Annotated in this window: 15 protein-coding genes and 1 pseudogene; 3 read left to right on the forward strand and 13 right to left on the reverse strand. The window is 46.7% G+C overall.

Annotated elements, in window-relative coordinates:
* Positions 1-92: 92 nt before the first annotated feature.
* The 11 genes and pseudogenes from carB to C5684_RS05010 form a co-directional block, all read right to left on the reverse strand.
* Positions 93-1,685, reverse strand: a pseudogene (carB, locus tag C5684_RS04960) (carbamoyl-phosphate synthase large subunit); the annotation flags it as partial.
* 28 nt (positions 1,686-1,713) lie between these two features.
* Positions 1,714-3,165, reverse strand: a complete 1,452-nt coding sequence (locus C5684_RS04965; RefSeq protein WP_104639591.1) for a BspA family leucine-rich repeat surface protein — start codon at positions 3,163-3,165, stop codon at positions 1,714-1,716.
* A gap of 53 nt (positions 3,166-3,218) precedes the next feature.
* Positions 3,219-4,364, reverse strand: coding sequence for an alanine racemase (gene alr / locus C5684_RS04970; RefSeq protein ID WP_104639602.1), 1,146 nt, complete (start codon positions 4,362-4,364; stop codon positions 3,219-3,221).
* The gene (locus C5684_RS04975; RefSeq protein ID WP_104639592.1) at positions 4,336-5,700 is read right to left on the reverse strand and encodes an alanine/glycine:cation symporter family protein; all 1,365 of its coding nucleotides are present in this window, start codon (positions 5,698-5,700) and stop codon (positions 4,336-4,338) included. Before C5684_RS04975 ends, alr begins: the two co-directional genes overlap by 29 nt.
* Positions 5,701-5,724: 24 nt before the next feature.
* A complete protein-coding gene (locus C5684_RS04980; protein WP_104639593.1) occupies positions 5,725-6,969 on the reverse strand; it encodes an NAD(P)/FAD-dependent oxidoreductase in 1,245 nt (414 codons plus the stop codon).
* Between the two features lie 9 nt (positions 6,970-6,978).
* Positions 6,979-7,353, reverse strand: coding sequence for a RidA family protein (locus tag C5684_RS04985; RefSeq protein ID WP_013889693.1), 375 nt, complete (start codon positions 7,351-7,353; stop codon positions 6,979-6,981).
* Between the two features lie 51 nt (positions 7,354-7,404).
* The gene (locus C5684_RS04990; protein WP_104639594.1) at positions 7,405-8,457 is read right to left on the reverse strand and encodes an SPOR domain-containing protein; all 1,053 of its coding nucleotides are present in this window, start codon (positions 8,455-8,457) and stop codon (positions 7,405-7,407) included.
* Between the two features lie 26 nt (positions 8,458-8,483).
* Entirely contained in the window at positions 8,484-9,026 is a 543-nt protein-coding gene (locus tag C5684_RS04995) for a DUF1882 domain-containing protein (protein ID WP_104639595.1), read from the reverse strand.
* 9 nt (positions 9,027-9,035) lie between these two features.
* A complete protein-coding gene (locus tag C5684_RS05000) occupies positions 9,036-10,286 on the reverse strand; it encodes a serine hydroxymethyltransferase (RefSeq protein ID WP_104639596.1) in 1,251 nt (416 codons plus the stop codon).
* Positions 10,279-11,781 (reverse strand): lysine--tRNA ligase, encoded by a 1,503-nt coding sequence (gene lysS, locus C5684_RS05005; protein WP_104639597.1) that lies wholly within the window; start codon positions 11,779-11,781, stop codon positions 10,279-10,281. The genes C5684_RS05000 and lysS overlap by 8 nt, the downstream gene beginning before the upstream one ends.
* 10 nt (positions 11,782-11,791) lie before the next feature.
* A complete protein-coding gene (locus tag C5684_RS05010) occupies positions 11,792-12,385 on the reverse strand; it encodes a CvpA family protein (RefSeq protein WP_233708661.1) in 594 nt (197 codons plus the stop codon).
* A 117-nt stretch (positions 12,386-12,502) separates the two neighbouring features.
* Here C5684_RS05010 and C5684_RS05015 point away from each other — a divergent pair, with 117 nt between their 5' ends.
* Genes C5684_RS05015 through C5684_RS05025 form a run of 3 tightly spaced genes read left to right on the forward strand, consistent with a single transcriptional unit; the run spans position 12,503 to position 15,621 of the window.
* Entirely contained in the window at positions 12,503-13,777 is a 1,275-nt protein-coding gene (locus C5684_RS05015; protein WP_233708662.1) for an apolipoprotein N-acyltransferase, read from the forward strand.
* A gap of 8 nt (positions 13,778-13,785) precedes the next feature.
* Positions 13,786-14,424: an ABC transporter ATP-binding protein gene (locus C5684_RS05020; RefSeq protein ID WP_104639599.1), complete on the forward strand. Its 639-nt coding sequence runs from the start codon at positions 13,786-13,788 to the stop codon at positions 14,422-14,424.
* 48 nt (positions 14,425-14,472) lie between these two features.
* Positions 14,473-15,621 carry an NAD(P)/FAD-dependent oxidoreductase gene (locus C5684_RS05025; protein ID WP_104639600.1) on the forward strand — a complete coding sequence of 383 codons (1,149 nt, stop codon included), beginning with the start codon at positions 14,473-14,475 and terminating at the stop codon, positions 15,619-15,621.
* Here the strand turns inward: C5684_RS05025 and C5684_RS05030 are convergent.
* Both C5684_RS05030 and C5684_RS09500 read right to left on the reverse strand, forming a co-directional pair.
* On the reverse strand, positions 15,618-17,735 hold the full coding sequence (locus tag C5684_RS05030; RefSeq protein ID WP_104639601.1) for a glycoside hydrolase: 2,118 nt from the start codon (positions 17,733-17,735) through the stop codon (positions 15,618-15,620). The genes C5684_RS05025 and C5684_RS05030 overlap by 4 nt on opposite strands.
* 2 nt (positions 17,736-17,737) lie before the next feature.
* Positions 17,738-18,094 (reverse strand): hypothetical protein (locus C5684_RS09500; RefSeq protein ID WP_233708663.1); only part of this gene is annotated, 357 nt, incomplete at its 5' end.

Genomic DNA, 18,094 nt, shown 5'->3' on the forward strand with positions numbered 1-18,094 from the left:
TCGTTTATTCAAGCAGAGGACGGCATACGAGATCATGCCTAGTCTCGTGGGATTCGGAGATGTGGATAAGGTACAGTGTGGGCGGGGAAGGCGGGGGCGTAGGTGCTGTATAGGTAGGGCGTGGGGCTTTTAAACTCATTGGCACTCAAATCCACTTGGTACATTTTAGGGTGCAACTCTTGTGCCTCTCTACCCCCTCGCACCTCTGACTCGCTCACACTTAAAAAGCTGGCAATGAGTGAATCGCTTAAGCCCATGCTTTTAAGCCTAAATAGGGCGTTTTTGTCGCTAAGTAAAGTTTTATCCGCCTCTTTGAGCTCTAATAGGGCTTGCACGATTTCGGCTATCTCGTTTAAAAAGTAAGGATCGATATAGCATAAATCATGCACCTCATTGACACTCAAACCATCACTAAAAGCGTGCATGGCATAGAGTAGGCGTTTAGGGTTGGGGCGGCGTAGCTCCTTTTTAAGAAACTCTAGCTCTAAGGACTGTTCTAAAAAGGGGCGTAAATTCTTTAAGATGTAATCACTCTCTAAGGCTTTCATCAAGCTCTCTTTAAAGCTCCCCCCAATGCCCATCACCTCGCCGATGCTTTTCATCGAAGTGCCTAAGGTGCTATCCACTTGGGGGAATTTCTCAAAGTCAAAATGCGGAATCTTGGTGATGATGTAATCGAGCGTGGGCTCAAAGCAGGTCGTGCTCTGCGTGATGTCATTTTGAATTTCCTCTAAGGTGTGCCCTAGAGCCAAAAGCGTGGCGACTTTGGCAATGGGGAAAAGGGTCGCCTTACTAGCTAGGGCGGAGCTACGGCTAACCCGTGGATTCATTTCAATGACCAACAAACGCCGATCTTTAATGGCAAACTGCACATTTGCCCCTCCCGTATCCACGCCCACCGCCCGCAAAACTGCAAAGCTGGCATCGCGCATGCGCTGGTATTCTTTATCTGTCAAGGTCAGGGCGGGGGCAATGGTGATACTATCCCCCGTGTGGATACCCATCGGATCGACATTTTCAATGCAGCACACAATCACGCAATTATCCTTGCAATCGCGCACCACCTCCATTTCAAACTCTTTACAGCCTAATAAACTCTCTTCAATCAAGATTTCATTGATGGGCGATGCCTCTAGGGCGAATTTGGCTAGGTCTCTAAACTCCTCAATGTTAAAGGCAACGCTACTCCCCTCCCCGCCCAAAGTAAAACTAGAGCGGATAATACAAGGAAAGCCCACCTCTTTAACCACACTGATCGCCTCCTCCTCGCTGTAGGCATACCCCCCTTTGGGTAAATCTAGCCCAATGCCTAGCATGCACTCTTTAAACGCCCGCCGATCCTCTGCCTTTAAAATGCTCTCAATCTTAGCCCCCAAGAGCCTGACATTTTTCAGCGCACCCTCAAAATGCCCCTGCTGGTGCAACTCCACCATGATATTTAGCGCGGTTTGCCCCCCCATTGTGGGCAAGATCGCCTCTATGCCCTCCTGCTCGACAATTTTAAGCACATTGTGCGTGTTGATGGGCTCAATGTAGGTTTTGTAGGCAAGGGCTTTGTCTGTGTTGATGGTGATGGGGTTGGAGTTTAACAACACCACTTCATAGCCTAAGCCTTTAAGCGTTTTAAGGGCAANNGCATAGGGGGGATTATAGCAAAAGTTGGGGGCGTAGCCCCCAAGACAAGGTTAAAATGTAGGGCTTGAGTGGGCTAGTTCAGTCTGGATACCAGCGGGGGCGTTTGGTAAGGCTATCACAGCCAGAAAACATAAGGGTTGTGTCTTTGAGATTAGAGACTCTCCAGTTATCTAGGTTTTGATTAAAACTCTTGCAACTGCTAAACATTTGCTCCATGTTGTCTACACTAGACACATCCCAATTGTCTAAGGGCTGGTTAAAATCCACGCAATAACTGAACATCCATTTCATATTCTGCACACTAGATACATTCCAATCATTTAAAGGCTGGTTGAAATTGTTGCAACTACCAAACATGCTCTGCATATTTCTCACATTAGAGACATTCCAGCGATTTAAAGCCCCATTAAAATTTCGGCAACTCATAAACATGCTACTCATATCTGTTACACTAGAAACATCCCAACGATCTAAAGGTTGGTTAAAGCTCTTACAATCGCTAAACATGCCTTGCATATTTTTAGCACTAGAAGTATCCCAACCATTCAGGGGCACATTAAAATTTTCACACTTTGAAAACATACAATCCATGCGCGTTACACTAGAAACATCCCAGCGATCTAAGGGCTGGTTGAAGTTGGCGCATCTATAAAACATCATCACCATATCTTGCACCCTAGAGACACTCCAGTCATTCAAAGGCTGGTTAAAATTTTGACAACCTGAAAACAAAAAAGTCATGTGTTCCACCCTAGACACATCCCAATTATTCAAGGGCTGGTTAAAGTTTTCACACAACCTAAACATTGCCTCCATGTCCTCTACTTGAGACACATCCCAACTTGAAATGTCATGGTTAAAGTGGATGGCTTTGTAAAACATGGCTTTCATGTTAGTTACATGAGAGGTGTCCCAAGTTTCTAAGCCCTCAAAGTTTTGGCGGGTGAAAGACTCAACTTGATCATCATCATATCCCCTCCCCTCTCCGCTTGCATGCGAAAACACAAAACTTAAATCCGTGATTTGGCTAATGTCGATCTCCCCCAAATGCACGCTCTCATCAGCGACTAATTTTTTCAACTCCTCTTTGCTCTGGGGGCAATATTTTTTAGCCATTTTAGGCGTGGCTTTAGGGCTGGTGGGGGTGTTTAGGGCGGGGTGTTCTTTTAGGGTAACTAGGACACCCTCCACATCTAAAACACTCTTTTCTAGGCTAGCTAGAGAGTCTAAAGCTTCCTTAGCGGTGCTGGCTTGCTCTAGGCTGGCTAGGGGGGTGTTGATCCTAGCTCTAACACGCTTAAGTAAAATCAACATTTCCTCTAAGGCTGTATCGTCCTCTAGACTGGCGTAATGCGTGTCTAGGGCTTTGCTGACATGTGTGAGCGCTTCTACTAGCGTGCTAAATTTGGCGTGCAATTCTTGAGCCTCTGTTTTAACTTCCAAGCCCTCTTCTAACACACTCTTAGCTAAACGGCATGCCCTTTTAACGCCTTTGATCTCTTGTTCTAACTTTTCTAAGACTGCTCGCATGAAAATCCCTTTCAAATAAAATTGGAATCGTCATTCTAGCACAAAATTAGGTTTCAAGCTAAATACACCCTTGGGAGGCGTTTGGTGAGCATGGTGATGGCTTCGTAATTGATGATGCCTAAAATCTTAGCAATGTCCCCAGCCCCCATCGCCCCACTTGCAGGATCGCCTAGTAAGATCACCTCATCGCCCTCTTGGGCATTTACACCGCCCACATCAATAAAGCATTGATCCATGCACACCCCCCCGATGATGGGCACTTTTTGCCCATGCAAGAGCCCCCAAGCCTTGTTGCCCAAAATTTTAGAAAAACCATCCCCATAGCCTAGTGGCAAGACCCCCACACGGGTATTTTGCAAACAATAGTAATCTTCCCCATAGCCCACTAATCTCCCAGCGGGGATGTCTTTTAAGCTCACAATCTGGGCTTTGAGGGTGAGGACATGTTGTAGCTCTAAGCCTTTTTTGTTGAGCGCGTCTTGGGTGTAGATCGAGGGGTGCAAGCCATAGAGGGCAAGCCCGGCACGCACGAGATTTAAGCCATAGCTAGGCATACTCAGTGCAGCAGCACTATTTGCCATGTGCTGGTATTTAAAGTTTAGTCCAAGCTTGGCAAGTTGTTCTAAAAACCCGACAAATTGTTCTGCTTGTTGTTGGGCGTAATTTTTATACAGCGCATCGGCGTTGCTATGGTGGGTGAAAATACCCTCTAATTCTAATCCCTTGAGTTGGGCTATTTGGATGATGATCTGTGCGCTCTGCTGGGTGGGGAAAAAACCTAGACGGCTCATACCCGTATCGATCTTGATATGCACTTTGAGTTTTTGTTTTAAAGATAGGGCGATTTGGGAGAAATGCTGGGCTTGCTTGAGTGAAAAAATCGTTTGGGTGATGCGTTGTTCTATGAGGGTTGGTGCCATGTGATCGGGTGTGAAACCCAAGATCAAAATGGGGATGTCCTCAAAGACAGAGCGCAACTCCAAAGCTTCCTCTAAGGTTGCCACACCCAAATAACATGCCCCTTGCTGGATAAACACCCGGCTAGCCTCTATTGCCCCCACCCCATAGCCATTGGCTTTCACAACCGCCATGATCCCCATGCCAGCCCCAAGAACTTGGGCGATCACCTGAAAATTATGTGCTAGGGCATTTGTGTCAATTTCAATGTAACTAGCGCGCGGGGGTAGGTTGGCAAGCATGGGGGTTGTTGGGGCAAGTGTTAAAATAGGCATGTGTTTCAGCCACCACCACTTTATAAAGCAAGAGTAGGGCGATGAGGTTGGGGATTGCCATGAGCGCATTGGCAATGTCTGAGAAGTTCCACACAAATTCCAGCTTGGTTACCGATCCTACAAAGATGGTGATGAGGTAGAGGATGCGGTAGGAGAAAATATAGCGCTCCCCAAAGGTGAATTCAATGCTGCGCTCCCCATAATAAGCCCAGCCCACAATGGTCGAATAGGCAAAAAAGATGGTGGAGGCAAAGACGATCCAGCCAGCATGGGGGTAAAAGTAGCGCACGCTCTCATAGGTTAGCAAGCTGGCATCGTGAAACTCTTTATACACGGGGGACATCAAAACCAAAAGAGCCGTAGAGGTGCAAACCAGCATGGTGATGATCAAGGGTTGTAACATGGTGATCAAGGCTTGTTTGACCGGGTGCGCGCTCTTAGAGGCAGCTGCCACAATGGCAGCACTCCCCATGCCCGCCTCATTGGAAAAAAGCCCCTTAGAGACCCCAATTTGAATCATGGCTAGCAAGCTTACCCCCCCAGCTGTGCCCCCTAAGATTTGTTTGGGGTGCAGGGCATCAGCAAAAATTAGCTTGAAAGCCTGCAAGGCATCTAGGGGGTGAGTCATTACAATATAAAGCGTGGTGAGCACATACAAAAGCACCATGAAGGGGGCGAAATAATCGCTAAATTTGCTAATGGACTTGATCCCCCCCATTAAAATAAAGCCTGTAATGGCTGTGATCACAACCCCAGAGAACCAAGCAGGCATAGAGGCATGGTGTAAGAGAATTGAGGAGACGGCGTTAGCTTGGGTCATGCTCCCAATCCCAAAGGAGGCTAGCAAAGTAAAGAGGGCAAAGACAAAGGCGAGTTTAGGCATGTTAAGACCATTTTTGATGTAATACATCGGACCGCCCTTGTGCCCGAATTTGCCTACCTCTCTATATTTTAAAGACAGCACGCCCTCAGCATATTTGGTCGCCATGCCCACTAAACCCGTGATCCACATCCAAAAGATGCTCCCCGGTCCCCCTGAAATAATGGCAACAGACACGCCAATAATACTCCCAATCCCCACAGTCGCCCCAATGGAGAGCATGAGACTTGAAAACTGCGAAATATCGCCCTTAGAGTGCTTATCACGGGTGCAAAGCACCTTAAACGCATGGGGGATTTTAGAAAATTGCAGGCCCTTTAACACAAAAGTGTAAAATAGGCCCGTGCCCACAAGCAAGACCAACAAGGGGGGTCCCCAAACCCACGCCTTGAAAATCTCTAACCACGCATTAAGAGATGCCATGGATAATCCTTAGTGGTGTAAAAACTAATCTCTAAAGAAAGCCGAGAAAAGCATAATGTCTTGACTTTTCTCATTACAGCCCTTTAAAGTCAAATCAGCGATGATCTGCCCGATAGCGGGTGCTAGGGTTACCCCCAGCCAGCCTAGCCCGGTGGCATGAATTAAGTTCTTGTATTGTTTGTCATAGCCCAGATAGGGAATGTCATTGGGGGTTAGGGGTCTAAACCCGCACCACTCTTTGGGTTCTAGCATTTCAAAGGGCTTGGTGAAAGTGGTGAAATTCTTTTTGATGTTGGCAATTTGGGAGGGCGTAACGCTGGTATCATCTGTGTTGAGCTCTAATTTAGAGGTGATCCGCACATCGTGCCGTCTAGGGGTCATGGCTAAGAAAATATCAGCAAACAAAGAAGAGGTCTTAGGCTTTAGACGCTCCTCCATTCTAAAAGTGATACTATAACCCTTAGCACCCATCATCAAAAAGTTATTTTTGGTCTTTTTTAGCAAGTAGGGGCTTGCACCGGTGGCTAAAATGATTGTATCGGCTTGGTATTTGTTGCAGTTTGTCAAAACACTGCTAATCTTAGAGTCTTCAAACTCAAAATCCAACACCTCTTCGTTGTAATAGAAAGTAACACCCTCTTTTTTCAAGTAGGCTTGCAAGCTCTCCATCACCTCTCTAGCATCGACATGGGCGTTCTCGCTTAACAACACGCTCCCTGCAATGCTATCCTCTTTGGCAACAGGCATGTATTCTAGGGTTTCTTGGGCGTTAAAAACTTGGTAAGTCTTGGGATCGTAGTGTTCTTGGCACAATTTGACCTTTTTTTTGAAGTTGTGCTTGAAGGTGTAGATCATCAACAAACCATCTTCTTTGAGCCAAAAATCCATGCCCTTAGAAAGCATTTCATGGTAAATATCTAGGCTCATCCAACCATAGTGCTCAAATAATGCCATCGTGCGTTTGGCGGCTTTGGCATTGGCACTTCTAACAAATTTCCACAGCCATTTGTAAAGCTGGGGTTTTAATCCCCAGTGAATATCTAGGGGGGCTTGCCCTTTTAGCATGAGATTTAAGGTGTCTGAGACCACGCCGGGGCTAGATAGGGGGGCTTTTTTAAAGGCTGAGATGAGCCCAGCATTGCCAAAGGAAGTCCCATTGCTCCCATCGCCCTGCTCGATCACGCTCACTTGACGGCCCAATTTATGCAAGGCATAGGCACAACCCAAACCCACAATGCCAGCACCAATCACCACGACATCTTTTTGCATGCACTCTCCCTATTTTTGCGCGATAGCCTCAATCTCCACCAAACCATCTTTGGGGAGTTTGGCGACTTGATAGGTTGCCCGAGCCGGGTAGGGCTCTTTAAAATAGCTCCCGTAAATCTCATTCACCACGCCAAAATGATCCAAACTTTTAAGTAAAATGGTGGTTTTCACAATAGAATGCATGCCTAAACCCGCCTCTTGCAAAATGGCTTTGATATTTTCCATTGCTTGCTTGGTTTGGGCTTGGATGTCCTCTCCTGCAAATTCTCCATTTTGGGGGTTAATGCCTAATTGTCCGGATACAAAAACCAAATGGTGGCTCTCAATAGCTTGAGAGTAGGGACCAATTGCCTTAGGGGCGTGCTCTGAATGGATTGCTTTCATATTTGCTCCTTAAAAATAAAAAGTCCCATTATAGCATTAAATAAATAACGGCTATTTGATCTCAACATGGACGGGTTTGCCAATGTGTTCGGTGATCGGGGCGATTTGGGCATCGGCTTGTTCGCGATTGGCATAAGGACCAATCAAATAGCGTTTTTGCCCGTTGATCTCTTGGACTTGGTGGGGGTATTGCTTGATCTGCTCTAAGAAATGCGGATTGGGGGTTTTGCTAAACACACCCACTTGCAAATAAAACCCCTTAGGAATGGAGGGCGCACTCAAGGCTTTAGGGGCGGGGTTTTGGGGGGTAGGCGTTGGGGCTTTAGCCACGCTTTTAGGGGGCTCTTGGGGTTTGGGTTTTGGCTTGGGGTGTTCTTGGGGAACTTGTTTGACCGGCGGGGTGGCGTGTGCCACTTGGGTTTTGGGGGGCTCTGTGGCTTTTTGGGGCTTTTTCTCGGGGTGTTTTTGTGCGCTTTTTTCGGGTTGCTTTTTCACCTCATGGGGGGTCTTTTTTTCAGCATGCTTGTTTTCAGCGTGTTTCTGGGGTTTTGGGGTGTGCTTTTCGGTGTGTTTTGGGGCATGGTTTTGGGTATGCTTTTGGGCGTGCTTCTCTTGAGTGTGTTGGGGGGGTAGGGGCTTGGGTTTTTCAGCTTGTGCGGGTTTTTGCTCTAGAGGCTGGGGGTGTAACTCGCTTTTAAGGGGGGGCTGTTCTGGTTTTTTATCTAAGGGGCTGGTAGGCAGGGCTAAAAGCTTGGTGTTATCCTCTGTGTTTTCGGGTTTAGCTTGTCTGGCTTGGATGTCTTGCACGATCTTATCAAATTTATCTTCTTGCTTTTTAGCTGGGGATTCTAAGGTCAGATTTTCAAAGTTACTATCATGGATATTGCCCACTTTTTGCAAGCTCTGATCGGCTGGTGGGGTGGTTGCACTCTTGGCTGGCTCCCTAGAGGTCTTCCAAAACACGACCAACACCACCGCAAGCACGATAAGAGAGATGGCAGCAATCAACAAGACTTTTTTAATCCCAGAACCCCTAGATTCCTCAGCCAAAGCCTCGCTCAGTTTTTTATTCAATTCTTGATTGAGTTCGGAGTTATTGTCCATGTCTTTCCTTTAAGATGATCTAAAACCTACAAATGTTTCGCCCAGCTTGCGCCGCGTTCTTTGGCAAAGATGGCATAGGGCAGGACGAGGATATTAAAAAAAGGAGGGAGATCGCTACTAGGGAAAACCCGCCATTCATTAGGCAGGTTCTGTGCTAACCTCATTGAAAGGGTCTTAGCCAAACGATACCCCTCACCTAGCTCGGTGTGCCCTTTGTGGATATACAAATGCAAATGCCCCGGGGTCTTGCTCTCATAAGCAGTGAAGTTGATAAAACCCTCCTCTCTTAGCAAGAGTTGGGCTTTGTGGTAAAAGCGATCGGGGGTGCGTCCGTTGTAATCAAAGACAATATTTTCGACCTTGTTATCAGCCAAAATCAAGCCATGCGCGATGGTGATCTCTTTTTTCCAATGTTTTTGAATCAGCGTGGAGCTCAAGGAGGCATCAATGCGTTCAAATTTGTCGTAGTAGCAACGCCCCAAATGCGTCACTCTCTGCCCCAAACCGGGTTTGAGCTCAAAATAATGGCTTGTTTGCATTTTAATGAGTTTTAAATCCATCTCAGTCATTGTTGTCCTTTAAAAGATGGGGGAGTCATAACTGGGGTAGGGGCGCACAAACGCGGCAATCTCGGCTTTAATACGCTCTTGTTTGTCGGTGTTATGGATGTCCTCGAGCACATCAGCAATCTTATTAGCGATAAACACAAATGCCTCATCTCCCATGCCCCTACTGGTTAGAGCTGCTGAACCTAGCCTTAGTCCGCTGGTTACAAAGGGGCTTCTAGTTTCACCCGGGATGGTGTTTTTATTGGTGGCAATGCCGGCACGCCCTAGGGCTTGTTCGGCATCCTTGCCGGTAAAGTCGTTAAAACGCATCAAGATCAAGTGGTTATCACTCCCCCCACTCACCAAATCAAACCCGCGTTTGGAGAGTTCTTGCACCAAGACCTGGATATTTTGCTTGACCTGCTTGGCATAAGTTTTCCAAGTGGGTTTGAGATTTTCTAAAAACCCGACCGCCTTAGCCCCAATCACATGCATCAAGGGTCCGCCCTGTGTGCCCGGAAAAATGGCGCGATCAATTTTGGTGGCGATCTGCTCATCTTGGCTCAAAATCAACCCGCCCCTAGGACCCCTTAGGGTTTTGTGTGTGGTGCTACTCACCACATGGCAGTGGGGGAAAGGGTGGGGGTGCTCGCCAGCCACGACCAACCCAGCAATGTGGGCGATGTCGCCTAGCAAAAACGCGCCCACCTCATCAGCAATTTCGCGGAAACTCTTAAAATCAATTTCACGGGGGTAGGCTGAATACCCACAAACAATCATTTGGGGGCGGACTAACTTAGCGATGTGCCGGACTTGGTCGTAATCAATCCAGCCTTGATTATTGACTCCGTAATGAAAGCCATGAAAATGCTTGCCCGTCATGCTCACCGGGGAAGCATGCGTTAAATGCCCCCCACAACTTAAATCCATGCTTAAAATCTTGTCATAGGGCTTGAGTAAGGCATGGTAGATCGCCATATTGGCTTGGCTACCTGAATGGGGTTGCACATTGGCAAAGGCGCAATTAAACAGCTCTTTAGCCCGATCAATGGCTAATTGTTCGATTTTATCCACCACTTCACAGCCCCCATAGTAGCGTTTAAAGGGGTAGCCCTCTGCGTATTTATTGGTCAGAACACTCCCCATCACCTCCATCACGCTCTCAAAGGTGTAATTCTCACTGGCAATCATCTCCAAATGGTCATTTTGGCGTTTTAATTCCTCTTGCAGGTAGCTAAAAATCTCTGGGTCGCTCTTTTGCACATAAAAAGATTTATTCATGGGGTCTCTCTTTGGGGGGTAGGGGTTTCATTGCTGGGAATAAGATCACATCTTTAATGCTCTTGGCATTGGTGAGTAACATCACCAGCCGATCAATGCCAATCCCCTCCCCAGCTGTGGGGGGCATGCCATGCCCTAAAGCCCAAACATAATCCTCATCCATGAATTGCGCCTCCTCATCGCCTTGCTCTTTGGCTCTGGCTTGTTCCTCAAAACGCCCATACTGATCGATTGGGTCGTTAAGCTCGCTAAAGCCATTGGCGATCTCCTTGCCCGCAATAAACAATTCAAAGCGATCGGCGATACTGGGATCACGATCGTTGCGGCGTGCAAGGGGGCTAATTTCTATGGGGTATTGCGTGATGAAGGTCGGGTTAATGAGTTTGGGCTCAACAAGCAAGTCAAAAGCCTCTGCTAAAAGTTGCCCGTAATTCAAGGATGCCTCCAAAGCCACGCCTTGCTGGGTTAAAAAATCTCTTAGTTGCTTGGGGTCTTCTAAAACCCCCAACCCCACGCCCCCAATTTCTAAGAGTGCTTGGCGGAAACTCATCACGCTAAAGGCGTTAAAATCAATCACCATATCTTGGTAGGGGATTTGGGTGGGCAGTTGGAGGGCTTTTAAGAGTTCATGGAATAATTCTTGGGTCAGCGCGATCAAATCCTCATAGGTCTTATACGCCCAATAAAATTCTAGCATCGTGAATTCGGGGTTATGGGAGTGATCCATGCCCTCATTTCTAAAATTGCGGTTGATTTCAAACACCGCCTCAAACCCGCCCACCACCAAGCGTTTTAAATACAACTCCGGGGCGATACGCAAGTAGCGTTCCACTTCTAGGGCATTGTGGTAGGTGATAAAGGGGCGTGCATTAGCCCCCCCAGCGATGGGGTGCATCATGGGGGTTTCCACCTCCAAAAAGCCTTTTTGTTCAAAAAAGTAGCGAATCATAGCCACAATTTGGCTACGGGTTTTAAAAACCTCCTTGACCTCCGGGTTGGCGATCAAATCCACATAGCGTTGGCGGTAGCGCAATTCAATATCGCTCAAGCCATGGAACTTCTCGGGCAAGGGCACAATGGCTTTGGTGAGGATTTTATAAGTGCTGGCATGCAGGCTCAACTCGCCCGTCTTGGTAACAAAGGGGTAGCCCACGACATTGAGAATATCCCCCACTTCCACGCATTTTTTAAAGGTTTCAAAGCCCTCTTGACCCACATCGTTTTGGGACAAATAGACTTGCACTAAGGCACTTTGATCCTCGATTTTCATAAAGCACGCCTTGCCCATCAAGCGGATAAAACGCACCCGCCCCACGAGGGCATGCACGCTAGTGGGGTCTTTGGGCTCCTCTTGGGTGTGCAAGTCTTTAAAACGCTCTAGGAAGACGGCATTTTCTAGGGTGCGTGTAACTTGGTTGTCATAGGGGTTTAAAGCCATTTGGCGCAAATGTTCGCCCTTTTGGATACGCTGTTGGATATAGGGATTATCAAACATGGATCAAACTTTACAAAGTGATTTTTTCTTGGGGAGGGGTTGGGGGCTCTTGGGGTTTTGCCGGTTTTTCTGCGGGCTTGTCTGCGTGGTTTTTGGGCTGGATCATCTTGCTAATCTCACGCACTTCTTGTAATTGCATGATATGCGAGGCGATCTCTTGCATGTAAGGGTAAATTTGGCTATGGGTGCGCAAATAATTATCCACATCTTTCATCACCGATAGTTTGGAGATACCATAGATCAAAAAAGCAAAGACCAAAAACATCTTGGTGCATGAAAAAATAAAGCCCAAAACCCGATCGATGATGCCCAAACCGCTCAGATTCACCAGCTTACTGACAAAAACCCCTAAGATCAAAAACGTAATCCACACGCTGGCCAGCACGATCACAAAGCCCACCAAAGTAGCGATGGAGTCATTGGGCATGTGGTAGAGGTGCTTAGAAAACCATGCCCCAGCAACCCCAGCAAATCGAGAGGCCAAATACACGCCCGCCACAATGCCTAGCAAGCCAGCCACTTCGTCAATCAAGCCCTTGTAAAAACCCCGAATCCCAATGAGTAAAATCAAAACAGCGAGCGTAACATCAAAATAGTAAGCCATTAATGCCCATTCCCTAATACCACAAGTGCTATTCTTTTTAAGACTTTAAGGCGTATTCTACAATTATAATCTTAAAATTATAGGCAAAACTTTATTAACTTAGGTGGTGCTTTGTCTGTGCGATCGTTATGGAGGGGTTATGGCTTTGTGTGCGTGTGTGTGCTGTTGTTTTTATTGCCCATCTATGGTTCTGCATTGCTAGCCTATCACCCCATGCCCTTAGTGATCTTTGGGAGTTTTAGCGCGCCCTTGAGCGTGTGGGCATATTTGAGCGTGCCGGCTAAAAGACGTTTTTTCTTTGGATTTTGGGTGGGTTTGAGCTTGTTTTATTGGTGTGCGTTGAGTTTCCGCTACAATGACAATGTCTTTTTACTGCCCTTGATCATGGTTTTGATCGCGCTGTGCTATGCGGTGGTGTTTTATGGACTGCTCTATTTTAATTCCCTTTTATACCGCATAGCCACCCTTTGGCTCTCTAGCTACATCCACCCCTTTGGGTTTGACTGGTTTGTCCCCGATGCCTTTTTTGCCTACTCGGGTTTTAAAGTGGATCGGCTCAGTTTCTTAGGCGTGATCACAGCGATCGCCCTTTTTATGCAACGCTACAAGAATTTTATATTCTTTAAGCCCTTGTATGCCCCCTCCAAAATCTTGGCTGTGGTGTTGCTGGTGCTGTCTATCAACTGGAAACAATCTGCTAGCACGCTTGATCCAAACGCCCTAGAAGTGGTGCAAACCAACACCAACCAAAAAACAAAATGGCAACCTGAGTTTTTAGATGCCACGATTGCCTTTAACCTCACCACCATCCAGCAAGCCATCCAAGAGAAAAAACAAGTGGTGATCCTACCAGAAACGGCTTTCCCCATTGCGCTCAATAAAAGCAACTTAATCCCCACACTTTTGAGTTTAAGCCAGCAAATCACCATCATCACCGGCGCACTTTATGAAGAGAACGACACGATTTATAACTCCACTTATGTTTTTGATCGCGGGGATTACCACTACGCCCATAAGGTCATTTTAGCCCCCTTTGGGGAACGCATGCCCTTGCCTAGCTTCTTAGCCGACTACTTGGATCGTTTCTTTTTTGGGGCAGATGTTTTCAAACTAGGCAACGCGCCCCATTTTAGCGATATGAAAACCCAGCATTTGGATTTTAGACCCTTAGTGTGCTATGAGGGCACTTCTAAGCCCGCCTATGAAAATAGCCCCTCAAATTTGGTGGTTATCAGCAACAACGCATGGTTTGTGCCCAGCATTGAGCCCTTTTTGCAACGCATGCTCTTAAAATACTACGCCAGACGCTTTCATAAAACCATCATCCACAGCGTCAATCTTTCCCCCTCTTATATTCTAACCCCCGCTTTGCTAGGCGATCATATTTACTAAGGACACCCATGCTAGAAGCCACCCATATCGCCCACCGCTTTGACACTTGGCTCTATCAAGATGTGCATTTGCATGTGTGCCCCCAAGAATCCATCGCCCTATTAGGGGTGAGTGGGAGTGGCAAAAGCACCCTTTTAAACCACCTATCCACCATGCTACAACCCCTGCAGGGTCAAGTTGGCTTGCTAGAACACCCTGATATTTACGCCCTGCCCTTAAAAACCCTCTTGGATCTTAGGCGTTATGCTATTGGGATCATTTTCCAAGCCCACTATCTCTTTAAAGGCTTTAACGCCCTAGAAAATCTCCAAGTCGCCTCCATTTTGAGCAAACAGTCCATTTCCACAGAACTTTTAGAAACTCTAGGCATCGCCCACACCCTAAACCAACATGTTGGCGAGCTTAGTGGCGGGCAACAACAACGCTTATCCATCGCTCGAATCCTCACCAAAAAGCCCAAAATCATTTTTGCAGACGAACCTACGGGCAATTTGGACAGCACCACCGCCCTAGCCGTGATGCAAGCCATGCATGCCTATATCTATAACAACAAGGGTATCCTAGTGCTCGCCACCCACGATCAAAGAATCGCTAGAGATTGCACCCGCACTTACCTCCTAGAAAACCAACAACTCCGCCAGATTTAAAATTCTGTTAGTATATAAGAAATCTCTAGTAGATAAAGGGCATGTCACATGAATTTACCGCAAGTATTGGTTTTGGGAGCAGGCTATGCCTCCTTAGCCTTTTTAAAAGCATTGGGGGCATCCGTGCGCCAAAAATGCCAAATCACTTTGATCGCAAAAAGCCCGTTGCATTATTTTAGCACCCTCTTGCACGAAGTGGCCATGGGGGCATCACAACATGCCCTAGAACTCTCTAAAATCTTACCCCATGGCGTGCAATTCATAGAGGATCAGGTGCTAGAAATCCAAGCAAGGAGCGTGCGGGGGCAAAAGGGCGTATATGCCTATGATAAGCTCATTGTGGGGCTGGGCTTTGCTAGCGAGAGTTTTGGGGTGCATGGGGTCAGAGAACACACAAGGGCACTTGTTAGCTACCAAGAGGCACAAAATACCCACCAAGAGTTATTGCAAGCCATCCAAGCTTGTAAGGGGCATTTTAGCGTGGTGGTGTGTGGGGGTGGGTTTAGTGGGGTTGAGCTCATAGGCGCATTAAGCGATCATCTCCCTAAGTTTTTCAAACAATACGGGCTTGATCCCAGCCAAGCCAGGATCACATGTATAGAAGCTATGCCCCAAATTTTACCCATGTTCTCTGATAAGCTGGTGCAAAAGGGCGTGGCTTATTTGCGGAGTCTAGGGGTGCATTTAGAGGTAGGGGCTAAGATTTTAGAGTGTTGTGCTGATAGGGTGGTGGTTGAAAAAGAACACACAAAGCAAGAGATCATGGCAGATTTTATTTTTTGGACTTGTGGGGTTAGGGGGAATCAAGTGATAGAAAATTCCCCTTTTTTGATGAGCACACGCTCCAGAGTGGAGGTCAATGCCTTTTTAGAACCCATCGACATGCCACAACAAGGCATATTTATACTGGGGGATTGTGCCGCCTTTAAAGACCCATTGGGTAAGTTCTATCCAGCAAGTGCCCAACTAGCTAGCCAAATGGGGGCTTACTTGGGTAGCCAATTTGGGCTGATCCTAGAGGGTAAAACCCCCAATGCGCCCTTTATTTTTCAAGAAAAGGGCTTGATCTGCTCTTTGGGCGCGTGCTATGCGATTGGGCGTGTGGGCCGTTTTCATCTTGCTGGCCGCATTGCTGCGTGGCTGAAAAAATACACGGAATGGAAATGGGAGCGATCTTTAAAAGCGGATTGGTTTTAAAATTCCATCTTTTGCAACGCCAAACAGAGCGCGTTGTCAGATTTAAATGCTTGGAGCTTGTCCTTAGAGTTGAGATACACGCATGGGGCGTTGTCAATGGAGATGAGGCGCAAGGATTTTAGGTAGTTTTGCAAGGGTTTGGGGTTGTAGGTATGTTGTTGAAAAATTTGCAAGCAAACTGCCTTAGCTTCTTGGTTTAAATACTGGGGTTGCAAACAGGCGGTGGGATTGGCGCGTAGGCGATTGGCAGAGACTTTTTCGGGGTGTAATAGCGTGTCTATATAAAGGTCTTTGTTGGTGAAAAACGCCTCAATGCGTTTTTTGTAGTGCAAATCCCATAGCGGGGCCTCTTTGGGAGTCCACCATTTGGCTAAATCCCTATAAAATAAATACCCCCGCTTTTCATCCCATGCGGGAGCACCCCATTTTACATAGATAAGATCTTCAAAAGAAAAATTAAACTTATACCTATTTACAAGGAAAGTGCCTGATTTGGCACTTCTAAAATCTTCAAGCCATGGGCTCTTGGGGGTGTTCTTAGGGCGTGTGCAAGAATCATCTTTTTTGCATGGGTAGTTGCTGTGTGGGGCGGATTGTTTGAGATTGTCTAAATACGCGCTAGGGTCTAAGCCAAGTTTTACGGCTTTGATTAAGGGGGTGTAGAAGAAATCAAGCAGGTGGAGGTAATTGTAGGCTAACATGGGGGCGGAAGCGGATCCAGAATAGTATGTATCCGTGTCAAAATCTGTAAAGTTCAAAGAGCCGCTCAAAAGAGCTAAAAGATGGAGGCGTTCGTAATCAAGCACATGTTGCCACTTAGGGTCTTGCAAAGAGGCTAGGGGCGTGGCTTGCAAAATGGCTTGCAGGCGGTCTTTAAAGGGCTTGAGGTCATGGGGGGTTTTATTGATCATGTGTATTAAGGCATCTTGTGCCTCTTGAAAGGCTTTAGCCACATTAGAGGGCACGACTACGCCCATTTGGGGAGGGTTTGCCTGTAAGGTTTTACAAAGGGGGTCTTTGGAGGGGAAATTTTGGAGCGTGTTTTGGGGGGTGAGATAGAGGCAGGGCTCATCGCCAAAGGTGATGAGGCGGACACGCCGGAAGTAATTGTAAAAATCCATATCGGGATTTTTCAATAAGGCTTGGCATGCTAGGGTGTCTGTTGTAGAGTCCTTAAGACATGCATAGAAACCCACGCGATCAAGAGGGGCGGGGGGTTGAGAGGGACTAAGCGTGCGCACGCCTTTTAGCCATATGTCAAAGCGGTAAGCATAATAATTTTTCAAAAGCTGCATGTCATAAAGGCTCACGCCTAAAGTTGTTTGGAGCTGTTTGTAGTAGGCTCTTTTTTCTTCATAGGCAATATCATAATCGCCATTATTAAATAAGAAATTATCTAAACCCGCCCTTAGGGTTTTAAGGTGCAAGATAGTGGGCGAAGAACCTTTGGCTACCATGTTTTCTACGGCTTTGAAGTTGGTGTCATAGTCCTTTGAGGCGAAGTTAAGGTTGTCGATGAGGGTGCTTTGGTAATCAAAAGAAGAGCCAAACCAAATTAAATGGTTTAAGAAAGATTCTAGGGGCAAGCCCTGTTTGGAGATATTGATTAAAAGGGAGTAGAAAAACTCGAGGTTATATTGCAAGTCTTTTAAGAGTTTTTGGGCTTCAAGGGGTTTTGGAGGGGGTGCGCCATTTTCTAGCGCATCCTCACAATTGACCTCGCCACTAATCTTAGCGCGCACCATTGCAAAGGCGTGCAAGGCTTCAAAGCCTCTAATTTGCGGGTAAAGCGGGAGGCTTTTTAAGCGTTGCATAAAGGGCACATGGTCTATCATTTGGATAGCTAGGCTAATCCATGTTTTGTAATGCCGTGTTACGACCTGTGGGGTCATAAACGATCGATCCATTTTGCTTGGATCACACTTAGCTTTAAGAGCCACTTGTAAAGCGCTGTTGTGAGAATCCACGAGCGAATCATAGAGGTGTTGAGCCGCCTTGAAAAAGGGGGTATTTTGGGCTTCTTGGGGATCGTCTATTTGGACAACGATAGTCGGTGCATGGTCTTTAGCCTGCAAGTTTAAGAACAAGAAAGCCAAGAGAAGTAGGCGAATCATTTTTATTCCTTTGTCAAGTGTTTTTGCAATACCAAACAGATCGTATTATCAGACTTAAACACTTGGAGCTTGTCTTGGGAGTTGAGATACACACAAGGGCTATCATCAATGGAAATCAAACGCACAAGATGTAATTGATCTTGAATGTCCTTAGCGTTGTAGGTTTGGGCTTGGAAGAGTTGTAGGCAGGTTTGCTTAGATTTGGGGCTTAAGTATTTGGGGCTTAAACACATGGTGGGGTGTTTTTTTAAGATGGTGGGATCATCGTCTTTTAAGCGGTCGTAAAAAAGGGCGTTGTGGCTGAAGACAAGGATGCGGGCTAAATAAAGGGCAGAAAAGTGGCTAGGATCTATTTTTGG

This window comes from Helicobacter bizzozeronii (assembly GCF_900196775.1).
Taxonomy (GTDB): domain Bacteria; phylum Campylobacterota; class Campylobacteria; order Campylobacterales; family Helicobacteraceae; genus Helicobacter; species Helicobacter bizzozeronii.

What these genes read in the sequence shown, in the direction of transcription:
- C5684_RS05025 (WP_104639600.1), top strand. Translation starts at nt 14,473, where the DNA reads ATGAATTTACCGCAAGTATTGGTTTTGGGAGCAGGCTATGCCTCCTTA.
- C5684_RS04985 (WP_013889693.1), bottom strand. Translation starts at nt 7,353, where the DNA reads ATGAAAGCAATCCATTCAGAGCACGCCCCTAAGGCAATTGGTCCCTAC.
- C5684_RS04965 (WP_104639591.1), bottom strand. Translation starts at nt 3,165, where the DNA reads ATGCGAGCAGTCTTAGAAAAGTTAGAACAAGAGATCAAAGGCGTTAAA.
- C5684_RS05000 (WP_104639596.1), bottom strand. Translation starts at nt 10,286, where the DNA reads ATGAATAAATCTTTTTATGTGCAAAAGAGCGACCCAGAGATTTTTAGC.
- alr (WP_104639602.1), bottom strand. Translation starts at nt 4,364, where the DNA reads ATGCTTGCCAACCTACCCCCGCGCGCTAGTTACATTGAAATTGACACA.
- C5684_RS05010 (WP_233708661.1), bottom strand. Translation starts at nt 12,385, where the DNA reads ATGGCTTACTATTTTGATGTTACGCTCGCTGTTTTGATTTTACTCATT.
- C5684_RS04995 (WP_104639595.1), bottom strand. Translation starts at nt 9,026, where the DNA reads ATGACTGAGATGGATTTAAAACTCATTAAAATGCAAACAAGCCATTAT.
- C5684_RS04975 (WP_104639592.1), bottom strand. Translation starts at nt 5,700, where the DNA reads ATGGCATCTCTTAATGCGTGGTTAGAGATTTTCAAGGCGTGGGTTTGG.
- C5684_RS04980 (WP_104639593.1), bottom strand. Translation starts at nt 6,969, where the DNA reads ATGCAAAAAGATGTCGTGGTGATTGGTGCTGGCATTGTGGGTTTGGGT.
- C5684_RS05030 (WP_104639601.1), bottom strand. Translation starts at nt 17,735, where the DNA reads ATGATTCGCCTACTTCTCTTGGCTTTCTTGTTCTTAAACTTGCAGGCT.
- lysS (WP_104639597.1), bottom strand. Translation starts at nt 11,781, where the DNA reads ATGTTTGATAATCCCTATATCCAACAGCGTATCCAAAAGGGCGAACAT.
- C5684_RS05020 (WP_104639599.1), top strand. Translation starts at nt 13,786, where the DNA reads ATGCTAGAAGCCACCCATATCGCCCACCGCTTTGACACTTGGCTCTAT.
- C5684_RS04990 (WP_104639594.1), bottom strand. Translation starts at nt 8,457, where the DNA reads ATGGACAATAACTCCGAACTCAATCAAGAATTGAATAAAAAACTGAGC.